Here is a 22,400-nt window from a genome sequence, read left to right as displayed (position 1 = left end):
ATATCACACTTCTCACTGCTGACACTCAGCAATCAACACTGTCTAATAAGCGTCTTGCAACTCGTAGAAATCAGGCGAGATGTAATCCTTCCGCAAAGGCCAACCTACCCAATCTTCAGGCATTAAAATCCGCTTCAGGTTGGGGTGTCCTTCATAGACAATGCCGAACATATCATAAGACTCGCGCTCTTGCCAGTCTGCGGTCTTCCAAATCCAGTAGACTGAAGGCACTGTGGGGTTTTCCCGTGGGAGGAACACCTTCAATCGTACTTCTTCAGGGCGATCGCTATTATCACCTACTTTAATTAAGTGATATACACTCACCAACTCTTGCCCAGGGCCGAGGTCAACACCACCTTGGAACTGGAGACAATTAAACCCGTAAGCATACAAAGCTGTAGCGGTGGGAAGTAAGAAATCTCGTTCCACCTTGAGTATTTCTACTCCGTTAACATCTGGTGCCAAAACCTCATGGTCGAAGCCATTTTCGCTCAACCATTGAGAAACTTTACCGGCTTTTACCAGTGAATCTTCTGCTGGTACTGGCTTAGATTCTTCATCAGCCACGGTTTGTTTCCTCCTTCTGTTTCTGGGATGTCAATAAAGCTGGTGGAACTGGTAAACCAATCGCTTCCGCCAATTCCTTAGGTGGTGTAAAGCGAGTATCTGACTGCATATACTTACCAGTCAAAATTTCCGCCACAGGCTTCAGATTGTGAGTTGTGCTGTAATAGCGGTGGGTTTGCTTAATTTGATCCCGTTCTTGGATGGAATCGTTAGCTATCTTCTTCCGCAGCTTAATAATTGCGTCAATAATCGCTTCTGGACGCGGCGGACAACCAGGCAAATACACATCTACAGGAATGAGTTTATCAACTCCACGCACAGCCGTGGGGGAATCAACGCTAAACATCCCGCCTGTGATTGTACAAGCTCCCATCGCAATTACATACTTTGGCTCAGGCATTTGCTCATAAAGACGTACCAATTGCGGTGCCATCTTCATGGTGATTGTGCCAGCCGTAATAATTAAATCGGCTTGGCGCGGGCTGGAACGGGGAATTAACCCAAAGCGGTCAAAGTCAAACCGAGAGCCAATTAAAGCTGCAAACTCAATAAAGCAGCAAGCCGTACCGAATAGCAACGGCCACAAACTAGAAAGCCGCGCCCAGTTGTAAAGGTCATCAACCGTAGTCAGAATCACGTTTTCTGAAAGGTCTTGAGTGACAGTGGGACGCTCAATAGGGTTGATGATGCGTTCTTTGTCCTGAGTTGGTAAATTAGAATTCAAGACCATTCCAAAGCTCCTTTACGCCATGCGTAAACTAAGGCGATTACAAGAATTGCAATAAAAATTAGCGCTTCAATGAATGCCAATAGCCCTAGACGGTGGAAAGCTACCGCCCAAGGATACAAAAACACAGTCTCCACATCAAAGACGACAAAGACCAGCGCAAACATATAGTAGCGAATGTTGAACTGAATCCAGGCTCCGCCAATGGGTTCCATCCCGGATTCATAGGTGGTGCGCCGTTCCGCACTTTTGCCGCTGGGTCGTAGGAGCTTGGACGCTGAGAGCGCCAGGGCAGGCACTAGGCTACAGATAATGAGAAAGCCTAGAAGGTACTCGTAACCGCTGAGAACAAACACAATGGATATCTACCGCTTATGGTGTAAATAACGCCGTAACTTTCTTTTACATTATATCTTTTAGGCATTTCTGAAATCTGGGAAACAGAAGCTCTGAAGGTATTTGATTCGTTTTTAGTTGTGATAGAAAAATCTAACAGTTATGTCATAATTTGTAACGTATATTTAATATTTGCCCCTCTGCGAGGCCTAAGCAATGAGCGAACAAAGCGAACAAGCTGTTGAAACTCAAGTATTAGACCGCTATGAGTGTCGCTCCTGCGGTTACATTTATGAACCTGAGAAGGGAGATGACAAATATGAAATTCCCCCTGGAAGACCCTTCGCAGAACTGCCTGTAAATTGGCGCTGTCCCGTATGTAGTGCAAAGAAGCAAGCTTTCACCAACATCGGCCCAGCAGGTCAAGCATCAGGCTTTCGCGAAAATCTTGGTTATGGCTTAGGTGTCAACACCTTGACACCAACCCAAAAAAACCTGCTGATTTTCGGTGCTTTAGCACTAGCTTTCTTATTTTTTCTCAGTCTCTACGGGTTACAATAGATACTATTTGTTGCCCAGTCTCGGTATTTAGCAGCCACCACTCAATTTTGAGGTTGGTAAATCTTTTTCCCAAACCCGTACACAAATTTAGAAACAACTAAGAAATAAAAAATACTGATGCACGCAATTTTGAAAAGTTGGCAACGAATATTTGCCGTATTGATAGTTGTCCTGATGTGTATAGGTTGTAGCAAAGTTCCTTCTACCAGCTATAACCCCTGGGCAGTTATTTCTGTCCCCACAGAAGCAAAGCTGTTTGATATTGCTTTTACAGAAAATCCTCAGCATGGCTACATAGTCGGTAGCAATGCCACCATTTTAGAAACCAATGATGGTGGAGATAGTTGGAAACCCTTAAACCTAGCCCTGGATGACGCTAGGTATCGCTTTGATTCTGTTAGTTTTGCAGGTAAAGAAGGTTGGATTGCTGGCGAGCCTGGTTTGCTACTGCATACTACAGATGAAGGCCGTTCTTGGTCACGCATTCCCCTGAGTGAAAAATTACCTGGTAATCCCATTAGTATCAGTGCATTAGGGGCAGATACTGCTGAGATGGCTACGGATGTAGGCGCAATTTATCAAACCAAAGACGGTGGTAAAAACTGGAAAGCGCAAGTAGAAGCAGCTGTTGGTGTGGTACGTAACTTAGAACGTTCTACTGATGGTAAATATGTTGCGGTTTCTGCTAAAGGTAGCTTCTACTCCACTTGGGAACCAGGGCAAAATGCATGGGTACCCCATAACCGCAATAGTTCTCGCCGCGTAGAGAACATGGGCTTTGCTGACAATGGGCAAATGTGGATGCTGGCGCGGGGTGGACAAGTGCAATTTAGCGACCCCACCAAACCAGAGGAGTGGCAAGAAGCACAAAATCCCGAATTATCTACTAGTTGGGGTTTACTGGATTTAGCCTATCGCACACCGGATGACATTTGGGTAGGTGGCGGTAGTGGTAATTTACTGCACAGCCCTGATGGTGGTAAAACTTGGGAAAAAGACCGGGATGTAGAAACAGTAGCTGCTAACTTTTACAAAATTGTGTTTTTCCAACCCAACCAAGGATTTATTATTGGCGATCGCGGCGTTTTACTGAAATATAACCCCAACGTGGCCACAGCGTCCCCAGCAGAGCCAGCTTAAGGTCACACTAGCCTCTGTAATTATCCAGATTTCTGAGAAGGACGTTGCAAGTTGTAACTCTTTCTAAACTTTGTAGGATAATAAACTCAATAACTGTCTTTGTGAAGGTAGGAAATCAATGTCAGGTACCACTGGAGAACGTCCGTTTTCGGACATTATTACCAGCATTCGTTATTGGGTAATTCACAGCATCACCATCCCAGCATTATTTATTGCTGGTTGGTTATTTGTCAGCACCGGACTGGCATATGATGTTTTTGGCACACCCCGCCCTAACGAGTACTTCACACAAGTACGCCAAGAAGTACCCATTGTGAACAACCGTTTTGAAGCTAAAAAGCAAGTAGAAACTTATATCGGAAAGTAGTTTGAGATTATGACTAGCGGCAACAACATCAATCAACCAGTTACCTATCCCATCTTTACAGTTAGATGGTTGGCGGTTCACACCCTAGGTGTACCTACTGTCTTCTTCTTGGGCGCGATCGCCGCAATGCAGTTTATTCAACGCTAGGAGCAACTCATGGAAAGAACGCCCAATCCCAATAATCAGCCGGTTGAATTAAACCGGACTTCACTGTACCTGGGACTACTACTGATTTTTGTTCTGGGTATCCTGTTTTCCAGTTACTTCTTTAACTAACTGGCAAAATCTTTGTTAATCATTTGTTTATTCAACTTGTGTTGATTTGTTGTTAAGGGAGGAGAAAAGCTGTGTCAGGAAGTGGGAGAATTCCCCTGTGGGTCGTCGCTACGATCGCAGGATTAGGTGTAATTACAGTTGTCGGCATTTTCTTTTACGGAGCCTATGCCGGAATCGGTTCTTCACTTTAAGAGTAGCTGGAGCCGAATATCATAATAATGTAGATTCTCTAGCAGTTGTTTAGAAATCAACATCATAAAAAAACCGCCCGTCTCATAGAGATAGGCGGTATTAATTATTTGTGATTTGTCATTTGTCCTTGGTCAATAGTTTACCAGTATCGGAGTACTATTGACTAATTGCTGTAGCACAAATTAAGCAATATCTTCGCGTTCAATATAGATAAACAAAAACGCAAATACTGCGATGGGTACACCCCAACCAATAATGGGAACGAACAGAGCAGGCAAGTAAGAAGTACTAGCCAAGATTGAAGGAAAAAGTTCAGTTGTCATAGCTAATTATTCCTGTTGAATTACACTTCAATTCAAGATGAGCTTACTGCAAATTCTGTCCCATTTTTGAAAATCTAAAGATTTTTAACACAGCCTGATTTAGCGAGAATGTCTAAATACCTAAGAGTTCATCTAGCTGCAAATTCGGCAAATCAGGAGGAATTACAGAGCGTGTTAGGGAAATTTTGTCACTTTCTTGTTGAGTTTCTAAATTAAGTGCGATCGCTTCTACTCGCATTTCTAAGCAGCCAAAAGGTACATGTAATTGTGTCTTCACTTCCAATACTCCCAAAGCGTTTGGTAGTAAGTCTTTGAGAATATAGGGGCCGTCTATTAGCCAACGTGTTTGGCAATCCTTAATCCATAACTTCACCACAACTTCTGGTGGTACCTCAGGTAGTTCTATGCGTACCCGTACAGATGTACCAGCAATTAATTCTCCCTCTGGTAAATACAGTTGCGGAATTGGTAAAGGCTCAACAACTGCTACAGCCATCAATGGTAATGGTGATGGTGGTGCTATTAATGGTACTTCCTCTTGTTCTTCTTCTTCAGGAACGCTCGGAACTATCTCTTCTTCCGGCTCAATGTAAGTATCATCTACAATAATTTCTTCTGTAACCCGAACTAGGGGTATCTTCGGATAACGTGGTGGCGGGGGAGGTGGCTCTGGTACTGGTAGCGTTAACTCTACTTCTGATACATTTTCTGCTGTCTCTAGCTCCTGTTGAACAAGCTCCAACTCATCTGCAAATATTCCCATGTCAGCATCTAAGTTGAATGACAAGTTGAGTTCAATATCAGTGCTTTCAGGGTTAAAAGCATCACTAATTTGCTCATCGGGTGTTGTCTGGTGTGCGACAACATCCATTTCATCATCTTGATCTAGCAGATGGATCGGTTCGGGTAAAGAGAAGCCTTGGCTTTGCAACCACTGTGTAATCAGTGGAGATGAGTATGGATTTCCCTCTATAACTAATTTGGGACGAGTTGGTGTATCTGTTTCCACAACTGCATCATCAATTAATTCCGCATCAGGTGGTGTAGTTGGTTGTACAGCATCATTAATTAATTCAATTAATTCATGAGGTGGTAGGGTAGCAGGTTGTACAACAGCATCATCAAAACCTGGGCGAGTTGGTGTAGCTACTTCTGCAACCGTATCATTAATTAATTCAGGAGGATGAGGTGTAGCAGGTTTTGCCACTGTCTCATCAAACTCCGGTCGAGTTGGCGTAGATACACCAGCAATATAGGCATCAATTAATTTAGAGCGACGTGGTACAGTTTCTTCGACAACAGGTTGATTTTGAGATTGTGGATAGCTACGTAATAATTCAGCGTTCAATTCCAGATCAGGTAAATTGACATCTAGCGCTGTTGATGTTTTTGGAGACTGAGAATCTGATGGAACTGCGTCCTCACCACCGGGTAAAGCTGGTAACGGTTTCAAGAATGGAAATGTACCGCTCATTATGGGTAATCGCCGATTTGTAATTACCAGCTCATCCATGTTGATCGCGGCTAACGTATCAACCTTGTCGAGACTTTCTTCTTGTTTCGGCGGCTCTGCTGTCAGAGATTCTGCCACCTTAGCAGGTATAGGAGGTAACGGTGGCATATTCGGCAATTGAATCCCACTATGAGACTCTACAGATTTTTTTGGCGATCGCGTTTTAATTTCTGGGGGAAGAAATTTCGGCACCAACCCACCAAGAGTTAAAGAATCATCTGATTGGATCGTTTTGACTAAATTCAACAGTGACAAATCAATACCAGGTGATGACTCAGCGGTTGCAGGTGCAGGTATTTCTTCGACAATCTCTGGTTTTTTGGCTGTGAGTTCGGCTTTGATGACCAGTAATTCGCTTACATCTGCTGTAATTGTGAAAGACTGGCTAGCTAAGGGAACTACTTCCCCACCCTCATTAACTGCACCATATAAATTGACATCCGCCAAAATTAACTTAGATTCACAATCAGCAGGAATATCAATTGTCGCTGGGATATGAAAAGGTACCACTTTGTTAGGTAAAGCTTGCCGTACCTGATGTAAGGTTTCTAAACCGAGAGGTGAGCGTAAATCAATTTTTAATTCTAAAGAATAGAGAGTTTGTTTCTCAGGAATCTCAACTTCTTCATTTTCTAGTTTTAGTTCTAATTGCCCATTAATTGCGAGACTTCCCCCCCAACGAGCAACATAGGTTTCCTGATCGAGCTTCAGCAACAGAGGTGGTAACCCTGGCGTTGCTGGCGGATCTGTCAACATTTCCTCATCGAAAAGCGGCTCAGAGGTAGGTAAGGCTAATTCTATTAAGTTTTGTAAAATCTGCTCTGCCGTTACTCCCTTCACCCAAACTGGGCTGACAGGCTGATCGATAATGGCATCTTCTAAATATTCAATTGAAACTTCGCTTCTGGCAGGGCTAATTTCTATTGTAGTTATTGTGGCTGGGGCAGTATTAACAGTTTTTGGCGCTGTAATGCTAGTTGCTGTCTCTTCAGGAACAGCAGGTGCAACATCATTAACAAGAATATGAAGAGACTCTGGGGGTGAATCTAATACTTGAGTTTCCTCAGCTGCTTGCTGAGATAAAACCCGCACATAGAGGTTGTATTGCCAAGATTGACCGCCGAGAATATCCGACATCAAGTCGCCAGAGCATTGCAGTTCCCAAATTCCCGCTTTGAAGTAGGTATAGGGAATTACCGCCATTAAACCTTCTGCATTAGTGCGACGCGATCGCTTCTGAATTCGCCGCTTGGGCGGGACTTCTTGCGTCGATGAGTGAATTACCCGTACTTCCACATCCGTATGAGGACGGTTAGAACGAGCCAAAACTCTATACCGACCTTCGATAATTTCTACCTTTGGCGATTCCAGGGTATGCCAAGCGCGATCGCCCTGTCTCTGTATCAGAAATTGCCAGTGTTCCATTGTGAGTGATGCCCAGACCGCAGACCAGCTGAGTAATATTTTGCATTACTTGCTTGCAAGTTTACCTCAGCAATTTACAATTGCATAATCTTAGGCCATGTTTTGATAAAGATACTGTTAAAAGGTAACTCTTCACAGTGAAATCATCATCAGTAAAATTTACATTACGGCCAGCAATTAATTGAGACTGTTTTTCCAGTATGACCCTTTATAATCCTCTCTCGGCATATTTAGAGCTAAAACTAATCCTGGAAACACTAAAGTATCAGACTCTTCAAGTTGTCCGTAGTCTCCTAGATTGGAGATAATAATTCCAGAGCAGTAATTCTCCATTATCTATGACTCAGTCCATAACTAAGCTAGTAACCTTTGAGGAATTTGTCGATTGGCTACCTGAAAACTCAGGGGTACGCTACGAATTACACAATGGAAATATTGTAGAAATGGCACAACCAGTAGGAGAACATGAAGAAGTAAAGGGTTTTATAGCTAGAAAAGTAACAGTTGAGTTTGATCGCTTAGACCTCCCCTATGTTATCCCCAACCAAGCTATAGTCAGACCACCTGAAAAAGATTCTGGTTATTTTCCAGACGTTTTGGTGCTAAACAGTGCCAATCTAGCCAATGAACCTTTGTGGAAAAAAGAATCTACCGTGAGTTTAGGTGCATCGATACCGTTGGTAATCGAGGTTGTATCAAGCAATTGGCGGGACGATTACTACTTAAAATATGCCGATTATGAGGAGATGGGAATTCCCGAATACTGGATTATAGATTATGCAGCTTTAGGTGGACGTAATTTTATTGGTAACCCCAAAAGACCAACAATCTCTGTCTGTAACTTGGTTGATGGAGAATATCAAATCAGTAAGTTTCAAGATAGCGAGCGTATTATCTGTCAAACATTTCCAGAGTTAAATCTGACTCCAAACCAAATTTTTCCAGCAAGTTTGCTGTAGTTTTTTTATTCGTCATTAATTTTGAAGCTATACTTTGCTAACTATAGTTTTTTATAGCAATTTTCTGCTTTATCTATGGGATAGTTATTTTCAAAAAAAACTAATTTAAAAATAAAGACTAGAGACTGGGAACTAGGCAGGAAATAATCTTGCCTAGTCCCTAATCTCTAGTCCATATTTTCTTTTTCATGTGTCCTAATGTACACAGTTACTGAGGACGACTTCTTAGTTGAAATCATCAAACATTATAAAGACTTCGATAGTAAGCCAAAATTTGCTGAACACGGTGCCGGCTTGAAGACTTAGGGTTGGAAACCCAAGAAATCCATAAACCTTCAATTTGACTTTGATAATAATCAAACTGTAGAGACGACTGAGGTATCAAACCTACTTCTACCCCTTCAACTTGACGCAAATGAGCCGCTATTTCTCGATAGACAGCTAAAGGCAAACCAGCAAATTCAATTTTTTCCTTCGTCTCCATTGTAATGAAGCTCCGACAGCAACAAGATTGTTAAGATGGCGTTGTCTGCGAACCAGGATTTCCACCAGGATTCGTAGTTGGTGTTGCTGAGTTGGTAGGTGCATCTCCCACCATTCTGGCAACTTCAATTCCATATTGTTCCACAATCACAATAGGATTGGAGCCTTCATTCATTTCAATACGCTTAATTAAAATCCCATTGGCTAGTCGCTGTCCAGCTTGCACATAGCGACTTGTTGGCTCATTTGGGACTTTAATAATCGCCTGTAGTTGTTTACCAATTAAAACTACACCAGTTACAAAAACTGACTTTGCTAAATCAGGTTCTGGTGGTTTAGGTAATACAGATACGAGATTTGGGCTAGGAAGTACTGGCGGCAGAACTTTTGGCAAAACAGGAATTAGCTTAGGAATGGCAGCAGTTTTTTGGATTTGTATTTTTCGTGGTTTGCTAGTAATTGCTTTAACTGCACTCCTAGGTGTTGTTGTTACTGCTACTGTTACTGCTGGCGGTTTAGGAATAGGCAGAGGCGGTAAATTAGGAACAGGTCTTCCTTGTCCGCTAGGAAGTATGCTATTACCTCCTTGTGCAATAATTTCCGCAAACGGGTCTGTTCGTCCTTTTGATACCAACACTAACCGCTCTGTAGCATTAGTAGGTTGAATCAAAGTAGAAGCAGGACTATAAGTTGCGGCGGCAACTTTTGAGACCTGTTTTCCAGGGACGAGAGGATTATTAAAAGTTTGCGTAGCTGGTGGCGATTTGAGTGCTGGTTTGGCAACCGGGCTAGGATTAGTAGCTTGTGGTGTTTCTTCTGTGGTACATCCAGCGATCGCCAACGCTAAAATGGCTGCACCTGCGATTGTGAAATTTTTTCTATCCATTAGCCGTTCTCAAAAGCTATAGGAAAATTTGTTTAGGAAAATTAACCAGCCTTAAATTTGTATTAAAGACTAAGTCTGTTCCCGTTATAACCTAATTTTTTACAATTGCCTGGTTATTTTTATACTGTCAGTACAGCATAAATGCGGAGTGAATATTTGCTAGTTACTCGTCTACCACACCCATAAGCTTTTTCAACAAGTCCAGCCCTTTCTTGACTCTCCGGGAAACCGTGACTACACTAATCCCTAAATGTTCTGCCACTTGTTTTTGTGTCAAATCATGTAAAAATACACATTCCAAAACATCACGGGTGCGCTGTTCCAACTGAACCAACGCTTGTTGTAGACGAATTTGATCTTCTTGCGCTAATTGAAAACTGCGATAGTGAGGATCTGGAACTAATTCTCCTAGGCTTGTAGAACCTTCTTCTCCATCTTGTATTGGTACATCCAAGCTCAAAGGCGCACGATTAATCCATGCTAATTTAATTTCCTGCCATTCATTAGGGGAAATTTCTAGTGCAGCTGCTAGTTCAGAGTCAGTAGGTTGGCGATTATATTGTGCGCGCAAAGAACGCGAAACTCCTATCGCTTGCTGTTGCAGTGCTAAGTAGCGTCGGGGAATGCGTACAGTTACACCTTTATCTCGGAGGTAATGTTGAATTTCACCGCGAATATAAGGAACAGTAAAGGAACTAAAAGCATGTCCTTTAGAAATTTCAAATTTCTCAATTGCTTTAATTAAACCTAAACAGCCGACTTGGAGTAAGTCTTCATAGTTTTCATGGCATTGATTCATCCAATAGTGAGCTTCCCTTCTCACTAGTCCAAAATTGAGTTTAACTAGCTGATTGCGAACGGTTTCTGAGCGCGATTGCTGATATTCTCGCAACAATTGCCAGGTTTCATGCTTCAGTTCAGTGGTGACAGTGGTAGGCATAGCACCGAGTTTATTGAGCAAAGCAAATAAAGCGTTAAGTAATTGCTTGTAAATTTAGATGCGATTGAGCGATATGAAAGTAAATATCAAACTAAATTACCCAGTAGATTTATGACACATAACAAATTTGTTATGAGAGAATCTCGGATGGGTAAACAATCGAGCTAAGTGCAAACAAGCATATTTGGTATTTTGTCTGTTATCTAGCTTTGGTATTACCTAGAGCCAAAAAACTATATAGACACAAAATATAAAACTTTCTATTGTTTTTCAAACCGAGATTGTACCTAACTTTGGTTATTAAGTATCAGGTTAGATGGTAGACAAAAACTTTGATTATCTGATGATGAACTTGGATTTTTTAACCTTGATTGGCTCAGTAAAAATACGACATTAGCTACCAAAATCATCATTATTTCAAGTTTGCTAAATATATAGGCAAAAATATACGTACTTGTTATTAACGATTAATTAGTTAACATCGATTAGAGTTTTTATCAAAAATGAGATTTTGGATTGGTTCGGTTGATTATAAAAATTTAAAAATGCACTTTGAAGATTTTAAATTTCGTATTCAAATTTGAAATGAAAAGTTCCAAATATAAAAATTTTATAAATTATGATAAATTTTTGAATAAATTAAGCCTAATTGTAATTGAAGTTTAAATTTAAAAATCGCAAATAGCGCTGTATTGAACAGAGACAATAAGCAATACTACTCGGTTAAGCGTTTTGAAATCAAAATTGGTTGTGGGGAAAAGGTCAAAGGTTAAAGCTTCAAAGTTTTTTCTTTCCCTTTTCCCATTCCCCTTTTCCCCCTTAACCGACAAGTATTGAGACAATAAGTGCCCAAAAAGTAACTTCTCTATATAATTTCATCAATCAGCCAAATCGCAAAAGCCTTCTTGCGCTATCTTTGCCTACGCCAGTAAATAAAAAATATAGAGATTAGCCGATTTGCAAAAAAAACACATACCCCCTTAAATCAAAGGAGTATGTGAATTAAATTTTGCATTCAAGCCTAATGCATACAGAATTGTTGTGACTATCTGAGTGCCCGTAATTTGCGGTACTCAAGCTAACTTAGCCTCTGTTGGGTTCAACTCGAGCATAGAAAAGACCACGAATCTTCACTTCTTTAGGTTCACCAGCGCCTAAATCAGTATCAGATGGCTGTTCACTATCGAAAGTACCTGCAATTTCACCAGTAGAGTTATCAACTTTAGCTACTTGCAAAGAGATTTTGCCGCTCAGACTTTCAGCACGCTTAACGTTAGTGCGAGTCAGTTCATCATCATCCGCTTGGGCAGGCAGAGCTACAGCGTTATCATAACCACTAACAACACCCCGTCCTTTGGGATCTAAGAAAGCAGCACCACGATATGAAGGTACTTTGAATGTGCCTTCAAAATCTGTAGAAGTATTCAAGCTGATTGAACCAGGTTGTGTTTGAGCAACTAAGTTCTTGATAGTAAACAGGAAAGGTACTCGCTCACCACCAGGGAGTTGCACAGTGATAGCTTGAAAGTCCAAACCATCTTTTTCTGCAAATGTCAAGCTGCTGTCTGAATTGATTGTCAGATCGCCTTGCACCTGGTCAATAGTCGATGTATACCTAGTTAGCAGCTTACCAGCAACAAATTCTGCTTCTTGGCGTTTATTAGCTGGTTCTTCTTTGACAAAGAAATTAGTTGGTTCTAAGCAAAGTTCTTTAATGGTGTAGGACTGGCTAGAATCCAAGGGAATGGAACCACGGCTTGTTTCTGCCAATTGAGGGCACTTGTTAGCCAAACCAGTGCCGCGAATTTGTTCGTATGTAAGTATGTCTCTACTACTAGCAGAGGAACCATCACTACAAGCAGTTATTAACCCTAGGCACAAAGCCAAGAATGCAACAATTAAAGCGCGATACCTCATGATCAACCTCAATTTCAAAAATTAATATCTAACGTTGTAAAACTGCACTTAAGTTTCGATCTCTGGTGAGAAATCGCCCTAATATTAGGGGCATTGACGGCAGTTTACTCTTATGCCCTTCCGTTTCCGGTTCGGCACAGTTCCTTCCCTACGAGTAGGGTTAGGTAATTACCGCTCAAACTTATGTTTGCTAAACGTATTTAAACGTGTCGCTCTTTTGACTCTGGGATAGAAACCCCAGGCTAGCTAGTACACTGCATCCATTACGGATGTGTGGCCCAAAACGGGCAAAAACCAGCAGTTTTACTATTGTCGGCATTTGGTAGAGTTTGGGCGCATCAATGATTGTGCCCTGACACAGAGCGGCATCAGCGCTTGCCTCTGAGGACACGAAGAGCAAGATTCTCTTCGTACTTTCCTCTAGCGTATGGCAAAAGTGGCATCGCTTTAATCGTTCTGTATTATGTATGTGTCGCCACTACATACAGCCCATTGTTTAAATAGGGAAATCAGCCAGATCATACGATTTTTTGAAACTCAAAATCAAAGCACTCTCGTATTAACCCAGAATATCAGGAGCAGATTTAGCTCACGTGTAGGCTGTAGCAACGGTCATTGCGTTGTTCTAGAAGCGATGCCTGATCTTGCTAGATGTTCAATGAGGAGACACAAGATCTGGCTGTAGCTGCTCTCCTAGGTGGTAAGATTTAATGTCAGACTGGGTAACGAAAGAGTAGTGGCAGGAAACATAGTTATTGACTTAGTGAAATCGGATAATTTATGTTTTCCGATGTTTCCCATTGGGGATTTTACTCACCCCTCACAACTCAGCACTTTTCCATCAGTTAAGGCTGGATAACCAAAAAGCAGCAATCCTCAACAACCTTCTCAAAGCCAATTGAGAAGATCTAACAATGCTAGCCAATAGAAAGCCAAAAATGTTGGGTAAATTTGAGTAGGCCTTAATTTATACGGAAAAGCTGGCATGAGCAACGACAGAAGCTTAGAAGCAGAGAATTTGTCTTCTAAACTACAAATAATTTCCAATACGGTGTATGAGGCAGCAAAAAGTTGCGAAGGAGATGCGATCGCGCTTTTAGCTTTACTACGGCAGTTAGAACAATTACACCGCGAGATTCGGGATGGAGCTTTTCAAGCAACTTTACCTGAAAACCGTCAGCAACTCTACTCATTGCTCAAAGATATTGAATCTGAGGGAGGCTGGCCTTACATTGAGCGTATGAGAATACAAGCCTTTTTAGCAAACTTGGTAAAAGATGCTCATGAGGAGAATAGCGACGGTGTAATCAACAGCGATCGCTCCTGTGGTTGGTAAATTTTGGTTATTTGCTGTTGGTAAAGCCATCGCAAAGCCAGCGATCGCGTGGATCAACATTATGGTTGTGCTGGAGGTAATCATCAACCCAGCTGCAACCACGAACCAGCAGGTCATTAAGATTTAAATTCCACAACATGATCGTGTTGTCATCACTAGCAGAAGCCAATGTTTGACCATCAGGACTAAAGCTGACACTTAATACAGCACTCTGATGTCCAGTGAGGGTTTTAATTAGTTTACCCTCACGGCTCCAGAGTTTGACTGTTTTATCCCAGCTGGCAGCAGCAAGTAATTCTCCATTGGGGCTGAAGGTAACAGCGTTAACGCTATCGCTATAGCCTTTTAACATAGTTTTCAATAACTTCCCATCTCGCCGCCATAACTTCACAGTATTATCCCAACTAGCAGAAGCTAATAACTGGTCAGTGGGGCTAAAGCTGACACCCAAAACCCAGCTGTCTTGAGGCGAAAAAGTTTTCAACAAAGTTCCATCCCTGCGCCAGAGTTTGATGGTTTTGTCGTCACTCGCAGTTGCTAAAAGCTGACCGTCCGGGCTGAAATTGACACTATTCACCCAACCGTTATGTCCTACTAAAGTTGTCAGCAAGCGGCCATCACGATGCCAAAGTTTCACTGTCTTATCTTTACTGGCTGAGGCTAACAACTGTCCGTCTGGACTAAAATTGACGCTCATCACGCTATCAGTATGCCCCTGTAGCGTCTTGATTAAAGTCCCATCACGCCGCCAAAGTTTGACAGTTTTGTCGTAACTGGCTGATGCTAATATTTCACCTAAGGGATCAAAACTCACACTGGGAACTTTATCTGTGTGGCCCAGCAGAGTTTTGTAGAGTTTAGTTTCTACCTTTCCATTTCTAGTCTCACGTTTCCAAAGTTTAACCGTGTGATCTTTGCTGCCAGAAGCCAACATTTGACCATCTGGACTCCAAACTACGCTTAAAACTCTACTTGTATGACCTTTGAGGATGGGTATAGTTGAGTCATCTAAACGCCACAACTTGACGCTTTTATCATAACTAGCTGATGCTAGCAGTTTGTTATCTGGGCTGAAAGCGACACTAGCAACAGTATCGCTGTGTCCCTTAAAAGTATTTAGTAGAGTGCCTGTGACACTCCAGAGATTGATTGTGTTATCGTCACTGCCAGAAGCGAATTTTTGACTATCGGAACTGAAATTCAGGCTCCAAATTGTCTTGTGATGCTCCAGTAAGGTTTTGCTGGGACGAAAATCAAAGCTGTTTTTGTTACTATTACGCTCTCTGCGCCAAAGTTGTATGGTCTGATCTCTACCACCAGACACCAATACTTGCCCATTGGGGCTGAAAGCTACAGCAGTTACACCCTTGCGATGCCCCTGCAAGGTGGTAACTAAACTGCCATCTCGTCGCCAAATTTTGACAGTTTTGTCTTCACTTGCAGAAGCAATAAATTTTCCATCTGGACTGAAGGTTACCCAATTAACCCATCCTTGATGTCCCCTGAGAATTTTTAATAAAGTACCATCCTTACGCCAGAGCTTAATTGTTGCGTCCTTACTACCAGTAGCTAATGTCTCACCATCTGGACTAAAACTGACGCTATAAACCGATTCCCCATGCCCTTGTAGAGTTTTATATGGCTGTAAGTCAAACAAGCCTGTATCCGCATTTCTCTGCCAGATTTGCACGGTTTTATCCAGACTAGCGGAAGCTAAGGTCTGACCATTTGGACTAAAACTTATGCTAGTAACACCATCACTATGGCCTTTGAGAGTTTGTAGTAAAGTTCCGTCAGGTCGCCACAACTTTACTGTCTTATCTGTACTACCTGAAGCCAACAATTGACCATCAGGGCTAAAAGTCACACCCCAGACGATATCTTCGTGCCCCTCTAAGCGATTTTTCTCTTTGATGCCATAAACAGCCTGTTGCAGGGCCGTTACAACTCGCATCTTCGTATCTGCTTGAATGCTATCGTCTGCTTGTTTGAGTCGTCTCCACGCCCGCAAACCTTCTAATAGAGCATCAAACTCTTTATTAGAAGCAAATAAGGCTTCACTAGAAGCTGCGATCGCGCTGATTTTGAAATTTGTTTCGCTGCGTTCCGCTCTTAATGCTTGCCGCTCGGCTGCTCTTTTTTGTAAATCTGCCTGCCACCATAAGACTGCTATTGTCCCTGCCATTGCTGCCAAGGCCACACCTGCTAGACGTGCTTCTCGCAGTCGCCGTTGTAACACTAAATTCAGTTGCTTTTGAGAGAGTTTTTGCGCTACTTCAGCACGATTTTTTTCCGATCTGACTTTTTCTAATTCAGCAACCATGCCATAGTCGTTTTTTTGGCGGATCGGTTCAACTAAATAATCATGAACCAACTGGTAGCGATCGCCTAATTCTTCTGGTTCTCGTAATACTAAGCCTGACCCCACCAAAATTTCTAAAATAAATTCCCACTCTGAATTAAAATTAGATATTGCGTTTTGATTCTTTTCCAGGGCAACCGCTAAATCAGCTTTGGTTTTGAGGGGTCTAGTCCCTTTTTCATCTGTTAATTCAAATAATAATTTCCAACTCAGCGCTTCGTTTTCTTCCCCACAATCTTTGATCACTTCCTCCAGCCAGCGCTCCACTAATTTTGCCGAACCACCACAAAGGTTATATTGTGCGAGTGTCGTAATATTTTCTGCTTGCAGTTGAGCGCCAACTATTTGTAGTTCAATCGGATGTACTTCGTTAATTTCTCCTGCTAAATCCTTGACTAACTGATGAATTAATTCTTCGGTAATTTCATAATGTGAGCGTTGAGTTAGACTTTTAATGATATTAATGGCATCATCGCTATCAAAATTTCCTAAATAATAGCGAATATCTTTATCTAAAATATTTTTATTAATTACACCTAAATCATATAAACCATCACTATTTTCTTTGCTCAACCGCTCAAATTCTAATAAATAATGTAAATAATCTTCGCGAATTGCCAAAATTATTTTGACATAGCCAATATTTAAACACTCACTGAAAAATTTATAAAATTGGATTTTTTTCTCAGGAGATGTACTGATAAAGAAGAATTCTTCAAACTGATCAAAAATAATGACTATCGTATGATTACGTTCAGAAACTAAACGTAGTTTTTCAATAAGTATAGTAGGTGTAATTTCTCCAGCAGTAAATATTTCTGACTGTGCTAGTACTTGATTGAGATTGCGTCCTAATGCTGTCACCCAATCTGTATACACCGATAAAACTATAGGTAAAGCAATACGTTCACCAATAGCTTTTCCCGTTAAAGCTGGTACTAAACCAGCTTTGAGAATAGAACTTTTACCTACACCAGATGGACCATGAATGACTGTGAGTTTGTAATCAGCACGTGTAATCCTTTCAATTAAACGATTAACATCTTGTTGTCTTCCAGAAGCAGCTATTTCTTGGGCAACTTCTTCAGGAATAAATGGTATTTTTTGTGCCGCTAAAACTGGGTTAATTCTATAGCGTTGTGGTTGTAATTGGCTGGCCCCAATGAAGGCACGAAAACGATACTGATGTTCGATTTGAATTTTTTCTTGCTTGAGAATAAAGGCTTCTGTATAGTCATGACGCTCATCAAAGTAGAGCGATCGCAACTCCTCTAAAATTTCTAAATACAGCAATGGCTCATACTGTAGCTCACAAACGACTCTTGCCCATTCCAGGTTATTGATAGCTTCTTGCCATTCTCCCAAATGTCGCTGTGTACGTGCTAGCAATAAAAGATACCAACTTTCTTGCCTGCGTGATACTTCTGTCGCTAATTCAGCAATAGAAAGTGCTGTATTGGCTAATTCATGGGCTAATACCCAGTTTGACTCTGAAGCCGCCACATCTGCCAGAAAAGCGTAATCTTGCGCTACTTGTGCTGGATTGGCATAAGTTTCATGCAAACGCAACGATTTTTTCGCTAATTGCTCTAATTCTTCCCAACTTTGTAAGCGTTGTAGCATTTCACAAGCTGGTAAAATGAATTTAGCAACTAAGTCTTGTCTTTGTGCCTCTTCCAATACCTCCAAGCATTTTGTAAACCACAAAAGCGCATCTTGCCAGTACTTACTATCGGCACCTTGGTATAAGTCTGCCATACGTCGATAGCACAAACCGATGTGAAATATCACCACAGCCTGTCTTAGAAGTGGTGGGGATGGTAGCATTGGCGGATAAGGGCAATAGACTTCTACATTCTCTTCTAAATCCCTAAATCCACTCTCACCTGAACCTACCTGTTGCCATAGCTCTAAGCTTTTTTGATAATGAGCTAAAGCATCATCAATTTGATCGTTGGCATATTCATCACGTCCCAAGACAAATTCTAAACTTGCCTCTAATTCAGGATCTAATTTCACACCATATAAACGCAGCAAATCGTTACGAGCTGATTCAATTTCTCGACGATTTTGTGATTTTGGCGCTAAATCAAGAGCATCATTAGATAAAAATCTATCCGCACCTGCTTCTAGAACTTTAGCAAATAGAGAATCTGTTTCCTGACGGATTAAGGCAATTAAATATTCTTGTGCTAGTTCAAATTTGATGGTAGTTGCTGCCCAGCTTTTGAAATCTGGCGCTAATCTTGACAGCATAGAAGCTACTTCATCTTGTAGCCAAAATATTAATGGGAAGGGAAAAGTAGCTGCATAAATATCTCGTGCTTGGTTGACACCAGCCAGAAAATTATCTAGAGCAATAATTGACTCTAGTCCGAAAACCATCACAGCCGATGGCAAAGTATCTTTGACAACTACAGGATGATCTAAAAATAGCTCTGTAATTATTTGAGTATGTAAAGCATTAGTTGATGGCTGGAGAAATATCTCTCTAATATTGATGTCTTTAGTCAGCAAGCGGAGATTACCCAACATTTGCTCTCGTAATTGCCCATAGTTACACCGGACTAAAATTAGGGCAAATTGACCTTTAGAGAGATTGATTGCCCGAATCATCCTTTGCAGAGCATGTTGATTGTCATTAACTATAGCTGCTGTGAATTGCCACTTTGTCATAAATAAAAACCGGGCTATATAGGAAAAATATGAAATTACACATCAAGCAGCAGCAAGAATATTTTTTGATACTGGTTTTGCATTTTGTGAAAAATATAGTGAAGGAGTGATTCCCATAGCCAAATTTTCGAGATTAATTTGGCATAGCTCACTTATTTTGCTGCCAGAGAAGGACTTTTTCTGTTTCTGCTAATGCTGGGCTAATTCCAAACCAGCGACCTTGGGGATCGCGGTATTCAAACAAATACATACTTCTGAGTAAGCTTTGATAGTCAGATTCGCCTTTGACGCTTTGCTGCTGTACTACTTCAAACAGTAATTTCCATTGATGTTCATCAATAGCTAATAACAGGTCGTCCCGATAGTCTTTGATGACAGCTTCTAAACATTCTCTGGAAAACGGGGGATCTTGACGTTGCAAGCAACTATAAAGCAGTCCCAATAAATTACGAATGTGACCGCCACTGACACGACAAATTCGATCTAATGTCTCGGGGCGATCAAATAAATCTGTGATTAATAAAGCTCTTTCATCCCACTTAACTTCAGGAAAAGCTCGTGCTAATACTAACTGGCGCAATAGTGACATTCCAGGTTCAAAGTCGCTACCATCTCTTTTCCGCACCAATACCATTGGTAAGACTTTAGGCGCAATTCCTCCACCTAAGCGATTTTTGAGAGTTTCGTACTCATTAGAAAAAATTAAAGCTAGGGGAATGGTATAAACTAAATGGCATTTGAGTCGGCGTAACTGCTCACCTCGGTCAATAAACAGATACTCTGGTTGGGTACGTCCAGAAGCAACGGGGCGCATATCAACCCGATCTAAGTTATCGACGATCACTACTAATCCTTTTTGACCACGTTGTTTGAGCTGTTCTACAGCTTTTTCTAATATCTCCTCGTTAATTGCTTGCAAAATACTGTTGGTACGTGGTTCTAGGTATTGTCTTAATTGATTACGTGTCTGGGCACTATCTTTGGTTTTAGCAGTAATTTTGGCAATACCCAAGGATAATTCTGCTTGTCCAGATAACTCTATAGGAGTCTGCAAAAAATCCCCGATTTCTTTAAATAAATTACTAAAGTAACCTGGTCTAAATTTAATTCCAATTCCTTCTAAACTGACACTGACTTGACGAGCTACACTCAGCAAAATATCACTAACATCTATATCCGCCATATCTAGGTCTTGGCTGGACTCAAAATAAACCACATGAAATCCTGCGGCTTCTAGCTCTGCTTTTAGGCGCTGTAACTCTGTGGATTTACCACAACCAATATGACCTGTAAACAATTGGCAAGTTGGTTCATCTGGAGAAATGCGAGTAATAGTACGTTGTAGCTCTTCAACAATTTTGCAACCACGGACATCGGAGAAATCTATATAGTACTGCTTATCCAGTACCTCACTCATATTTAATGTGTAGCTTGGGTTACACGCTTTATAAAAACGTGACAAATTTAATGTAGTTTTCATGTAGATGCAGATCTAGTTTTATTTGTATCTTTTGCTATGCAAAAATCTCGATCAACTTTCAGACACTCTTAAATTGAATACAAGTTGGTATCGGATCACAGACAGCCCTGAAAGGGAGAATGAATGCTGCAAACATCTGTCAGTATCATGGCAGAGATTAAGTTTTTCCTTATACGTTAAGTATCTCTGTCCTTTTTACAGCTGGTGTTGAGCTTTTGACAATCTGTAGCCGTTACCTGAGGCTGCCAAATCCTGAGCGGTTAATCAAGATGTCAAAAAAAATACTTTCTTAGCTAAATGGAGGGTTTGGTTATGGATGGTACACATATCACTTATTTTTAATTTTGTCAATTCAATACGTAATATTATTTACAACCAAATTAACATTTTGTAATTATCTGCAAAAAAAACTCAGATGTCTATATGTTTTCAATGGCACTTACTACTATATATTTAGCTAGCTCGTCAGAGTTGATCAAATAGCACTAAGTTAACATTCAAGGTAGCCCATATAATGTGATTTTTACAGAAAAATTATCTGTCTATTTGTTGATTTACCCTAGTAATGATTAAAGCGCTATTTACCTGGAACTGTCAGTCCGATAGAGAATTTTGCCCTAATCAAGGTTAAGAATAATTTTGATTGTTGCTCTCATTTGTAAAGCGTATAAATACTGAGAAGATATTGCACCCAATATACATATAACATTATATATTTCAATACCACTGATGTAGTTTTTTTGGCAGATAATGGCTATCACCCTACAGTAAAAAAGTGACATTGGGTCTAGAATAGACAGCGCCAACTGCTAAATGAAGAGATATTGCCCCACAATCATCCTGTGGTTGCTGTAAAGTGTTACTAAAAAGTGAAAAAATTCTGGAAAAAAGGGGCGAATAACGGCCACCAAAGTTTACTGAAATTAATTAACGATCTAAGTACTAAAGAATTTGGACTGGAACCAGCAAGGGGTTTTAATGGCTGACCTAGTATCACTTTCCCGTGCAGATTTAGCCCAGCGCCGTAAAAGATTACGACGTAAGCAGCAAATGAAAATTATTCAGGCTATTTGGCGAAGTTTTGCCATTACCAGTTTGGCAGGTTGTTTATTGTGGTTGGCAATCCAGCCTGTTTGGGTACTGAATACACCCAAACAAATAGTGATGAAATCCGGTAATGAATTACTCCCAGAGGAGACAGTCAAATCTCTGTTGGTATTATCTTATCCTCAATCTTTATGGCGGATTCAACCGTCAGCGATCGCCGAATCTTTGAAGCGGCAACCAACTATTGCACAAGCAAGCGTCAGCCGTCGTCTATTCCCGCCTGGACTGATTGTTGACATCACCGAACGAGTACCCGTAGCTATAGTTCAAACACCCAGAAGCGGAAATTCTGAAGCTGCGAATAAGCAAGCATCTGTTGGCTTAATAGATGCTAGTGGAGTCTGGATACCTCTAGAAAAATACACATCACTGAATCCTACAAGAAAATTACCTAGTCTCAAGGTAATTGGGTTACCAGAACAATACCTTCCTTATTGGAATCAACTGTACCTATCTATCAACCAAAGTTTGGTGAAAATTCAAGAAATTAATTGCCAAGATCCCACAAATCTAATTTTGAAAACAGAACTAGGCAATGTATATCTCGGCCCACCAAGTCCCCAGCTATCTGAACAGATTAAGACCCTTGCCCAAATGCGCCATTTATCTAGCAAATTAAATTCCAGTCAAATAGAATACATTGATTTGCAAAATCCTGAAGCTCCATTAGTACAATTGAACCAAAAAAATCAGAAAATTAATGTTCGTAATCCTTAGAAATATTTAACATGTTTAATATATATAAGGCTTTTAGTAAATTAACAAAGTTTTATGATAAAAAATTATTTACTATTTTTTTATATTTCGAGTAATAGTCACAAAATATG

General features: G+C 40.9%; 20 protein-coding genes. 9 read left to right on the top strand and 11 right to left on the bottom strand.

Features of this window, described 5'->3' with window-relative positions:
* Positions 1-42: 42 nt before the first annotated feature.
* The 3 genes from HG267_RS08800 to ndhC are packed head-to-tail and all read right to left on the bottom strand — an operon-like array spanning position 43 to position 1,650.
* Positions 43-567 carry an NAD(P)H-quinone oxidoreductase subunit J gene (locus tag HG267_RS08800; RefSeq protein WP_045872962.1) on the bottom strand — a complete coding sequence of 175 codons (525 nt, stop codon included), beginning with the start codon at positions 565-567 and terminating at the stop codon, positions 43-45.
* On the bottom strand, positions 560-1,297 hold the full coding sequence (gene ndhK / locus HG267_RS08795) for a photosynthetic/respiratory NAD(P)H-quinone oxidoreductase subunit K (protein WP_045872961.1): 738 nt from the start codon (positions 1,295-1,297) through the stop codon (positions 560-562). The genes HG267_RS08800 and ndhK overlap by 8 nt, the downstream gene beginning before the upstream one ends.
* On the bottom strand, positions 1,288-1,650 hold the full coding sequence (ndhC, locus tag HG267_RS08790; RefSeq protein ID WP_045872960.1) for a photosynthetic/respiratory NAD(P)H-quinone oxidoreductase subunit C: 363 nt from the start codon (positions 1,648-1,650) through the stop codon (positions 1,288-1,290). Before ndhC ends, ndhK begins: the two co-directional genes overlap by 10 nt.
* Positions 1,651-1,846: 196 nt before the next feature.
* Here ndhC and HG267_RS08785 point away from each other — a divergent pair, with 196 nt between their 5' ends.
* From HG267_RS08785 to HG267_RS08760, 6 genes are all read left to right on the top strand, one after another.
* Positions 1,847-2,191: a rubredoxin gene (locus tag HG267_RS08785; RefSeq protein ID WP_045872959.1), complete on the top strand. Its 345-nt coding sequence runs from the start codon at positions 1,847-1,849 to the stop codon at positions 2,189-2,191.
* Between the two features lie 117 nt (positions 2,192-2,308).
* Positions 2,309-3,331, top strand: a complete 1,023-nt coding sequence (locus HG267_RS08780) for a photosynthesis system II assembly factor Ycf48 (protein WP_045872958.1) — start codon at positions 2,309-2,311, stop codon at positions 3,329-3,331.
* A 118-nt stretch (positions 3,332-3,449) separates the two neighbouring features.
* Positions 3,450-3,698 carry a cytochrome b559 subunit alpha gene (gene psbE, locus HG267_RS08775; protein WP_045872957.1) on the top strand — a complete coding sequence of 83 codons (249 nt, stop codon included), beginning with the start codon at positions 3,450-3,452 and terminating at the stop codon, positions 3,696-3,698.
* A 9-nt stretch (positions 3,699-3,707) separates the two neighbouring features.
* Positions 3,708-3,845 carry a cytochrome b559 subunit beta gene (gene psbF, locus HG267_RS08770; protein ID WP_015115279.1) on the top strand — a complete coding sequence of 46 codons (138 nt, stop codon included), beginning with the start codon at positions 3,708-3,710 and terminating at the stop codon, positions 3,843-3,845.
* 9 nt (positions 3,846-3,854) lie between these two features.
* The gene (locus HG267_RS08765) at positions 3,855-3,974 is read left to right on the top strand and encodes a photosystem II reaction center protein L (RefSeq protein WP_071989460.1); all 120 of its coding nucleotides are present in this window, start codon (positions 3,855-3,857) and stop codon (positions 3,972-3,974) included.
* A 71-nt stretch (positions 3,975-4,045) separates the two neighbouring features.
* A complete protein-coding gene (locus HG267_RS08760) occupies positions 4,046-4,165 on the top strand; it encodes a photosystem II reaction center protein J (RefSeq protein ID WP_013190555.1) in 120 nt (39 codons plus the stop codon).
* Between the two features lie 183 nt (positions 4,166-4,348).
* On the opposite strand, the gene HG267_RS08755 is transcribed toward HG267_RS08760, so the two are convergent.
* Positions 4,349-4,489: a photosystem I reaction center subunit VIII gene (locus tag HG267_RS08755; RefSeq protein ID WP_045872956.1), complete on the bottom strand. Its 141-nt coding sequence runs from the start codon at positions 4,487-4,489 to the stop codon at positions 4,349-4,351.
* A gap of 112 nt (positions 4,490-4,601) precedes the next feature.
* The gene (locus HG267_RS08750) at positions 4,602-7,427 is read right to left on the bottom strand and encodes a hypothetical protein (RefSeq protein WP_045872955.1); all 2,826 of its coding nucleotides are present in this window, start codon (positions 7,425-7,427) and stop codon (positions 4,602-4,604) included.
* Between the two features lie 338 nt (positions 7,428-7,765).
* Here HG267_RS08750 and HG267_RS08745 point away from each other — a divergent pair, with 338 nt between their 5' ends.
* Positions 7,766-8,386 carry a Uma2 family endonuclease gene (locus tag HG267_RS08745; RefSeq protein WP_045872954.1) on the top strand — a complete coding sequence of 207 codons (621 nt, stop codon included), beginning with the start codon at positions 7,766-7,768 and terminating at the stop codon, positions 8,384-8,386.
* A gap of 238 nt (positions 8,387-8,624) precedes the next feature.
* On the opposite strand, the gene HG267_RS08740 is transcribed toward HG267_RS08745, so the two are convergent.
* The 4 genes from HG267_RS08740 to HG267_RS08725 all read right to left on the bottom strand — a co-directional run bounded on the left by HG267_RS08740 (position 8,625) and on the right by HG267_RS08725 (position 12,612).
* On the bottom strand, positions 8,625-8,870 hold the full coding sequence (locus tag HG267_RS08740) for a hypothetical protein (RefSeq protein ID WP_045872953.1): 246 nt from the start codon (positions 8,868-8,870) through the stop codon (positions 8,625-8,627).
* Positions 8,871-8,900: 30 nt separating this feature from the next.
* Positions 8,901-9,755, bottom strand: coding sequence for a hypothetical protein (locus HG267_RS08735; RefSeq protein ID WP_045872952.1), 855 nt, complete (start codon positions 9,753-9,755; stop codon positions 8,901-8,903).
* Between the two features lie 163 nt (positions 9,756-9,918).
* Positions 9,919-10,695 (bottom strand): RNA polymerase sigma factor SigF, encoded by a 777-nt coding sequence (locus HG267_RS08730; RefSeq protein ID WP_045872951.1) that lies wholly within the window; start codon positions 10,693-10,695, stop codon positions 9,919-9,921.
* Positions 10,696-11,778: 1,083 nt separating this feature from the next.
* Complete coding sequence (locus tag HG267_RS08725) at positions 11,779-12,612, bottom strand: photosystem II manganese-stabilizing polypeptide (protein WP_045872950.1); 834 nt, start codon at positions 12,610-12,612, stop codon at positions 11,779-11,781.
* 985 nt (positions 12,613-13,597) lie between these two features.
* Between HG267_RS08725 and HG267_RS08720 the strand changes: the two genes are divergently transcribed.
* Positions 13,598-13,948: a hypothetical protein gene (locus HG267_RS08720; RefSeq protein ID WP_045872949.1), complete on the top strand. Its 351-nt coding sequence runs from the start codon at positions 13,598-13,600 to the stop codon at positions 13,946-13,948.
* 7 nt (positions 13,949-13,955) lie between these two features.
* On the opposite strand, the gene HG267_RS08715 is transcribed toward HG267_RS08720, so the two are convergent.
* Complete coding sequence (locus tag HG267_RS08715) at positions 13,956-18,986, bottom strand: WD-40 repeat-containing protein (protein ID WP_045872948.1); 5,031 nt, start codon at positions 18,984-18,986, stop codon at positions 13,956-13,958.
* A gap of 148 nt (positions 18,987-19,134) precedes the next feature.
* Positions 19,135-20,466, bottom strand: coding sequence for an ATP-binding protein (locus HG267_RS08710; RefSeq protein ID WP_045872947.1), 1,332 nt, complete (start codon positions 20,464-20,466; stop codon positions 19,135-19,137).
* 978 nt (positions 20,467-21,444) lie between these two features.
* Here HG267_RS08710 and HG267_RS08705 point away from each other — a divergent pair.
* Positions 21,445-22,290, top strand: a complete 846-nt coding sequence (locus HG267_RS08705; RefSeq protein ID WP_045872946.1) for a cell division protein FtsQ/DivIB — start codon at positions 21,445-21,447, stop codon at positions 22,288-22,290.
* Positions 22,291-22,400: the final 110 nt, after the last annotated feature.

The organism is Tolypothrix sp. PCC 7601 (assembly GCF_025677855.1).
GTDB classification, from domain to species: Bacteria; Cyanobacteriota; Cyanobacteriia; order Cyanobacteriales; family Nostocaceae; genus Aulosira; species Aulosira diplosiphon.
This window is presented reverse-complemented; position numbering and strand designations above follow the sequence as displayed.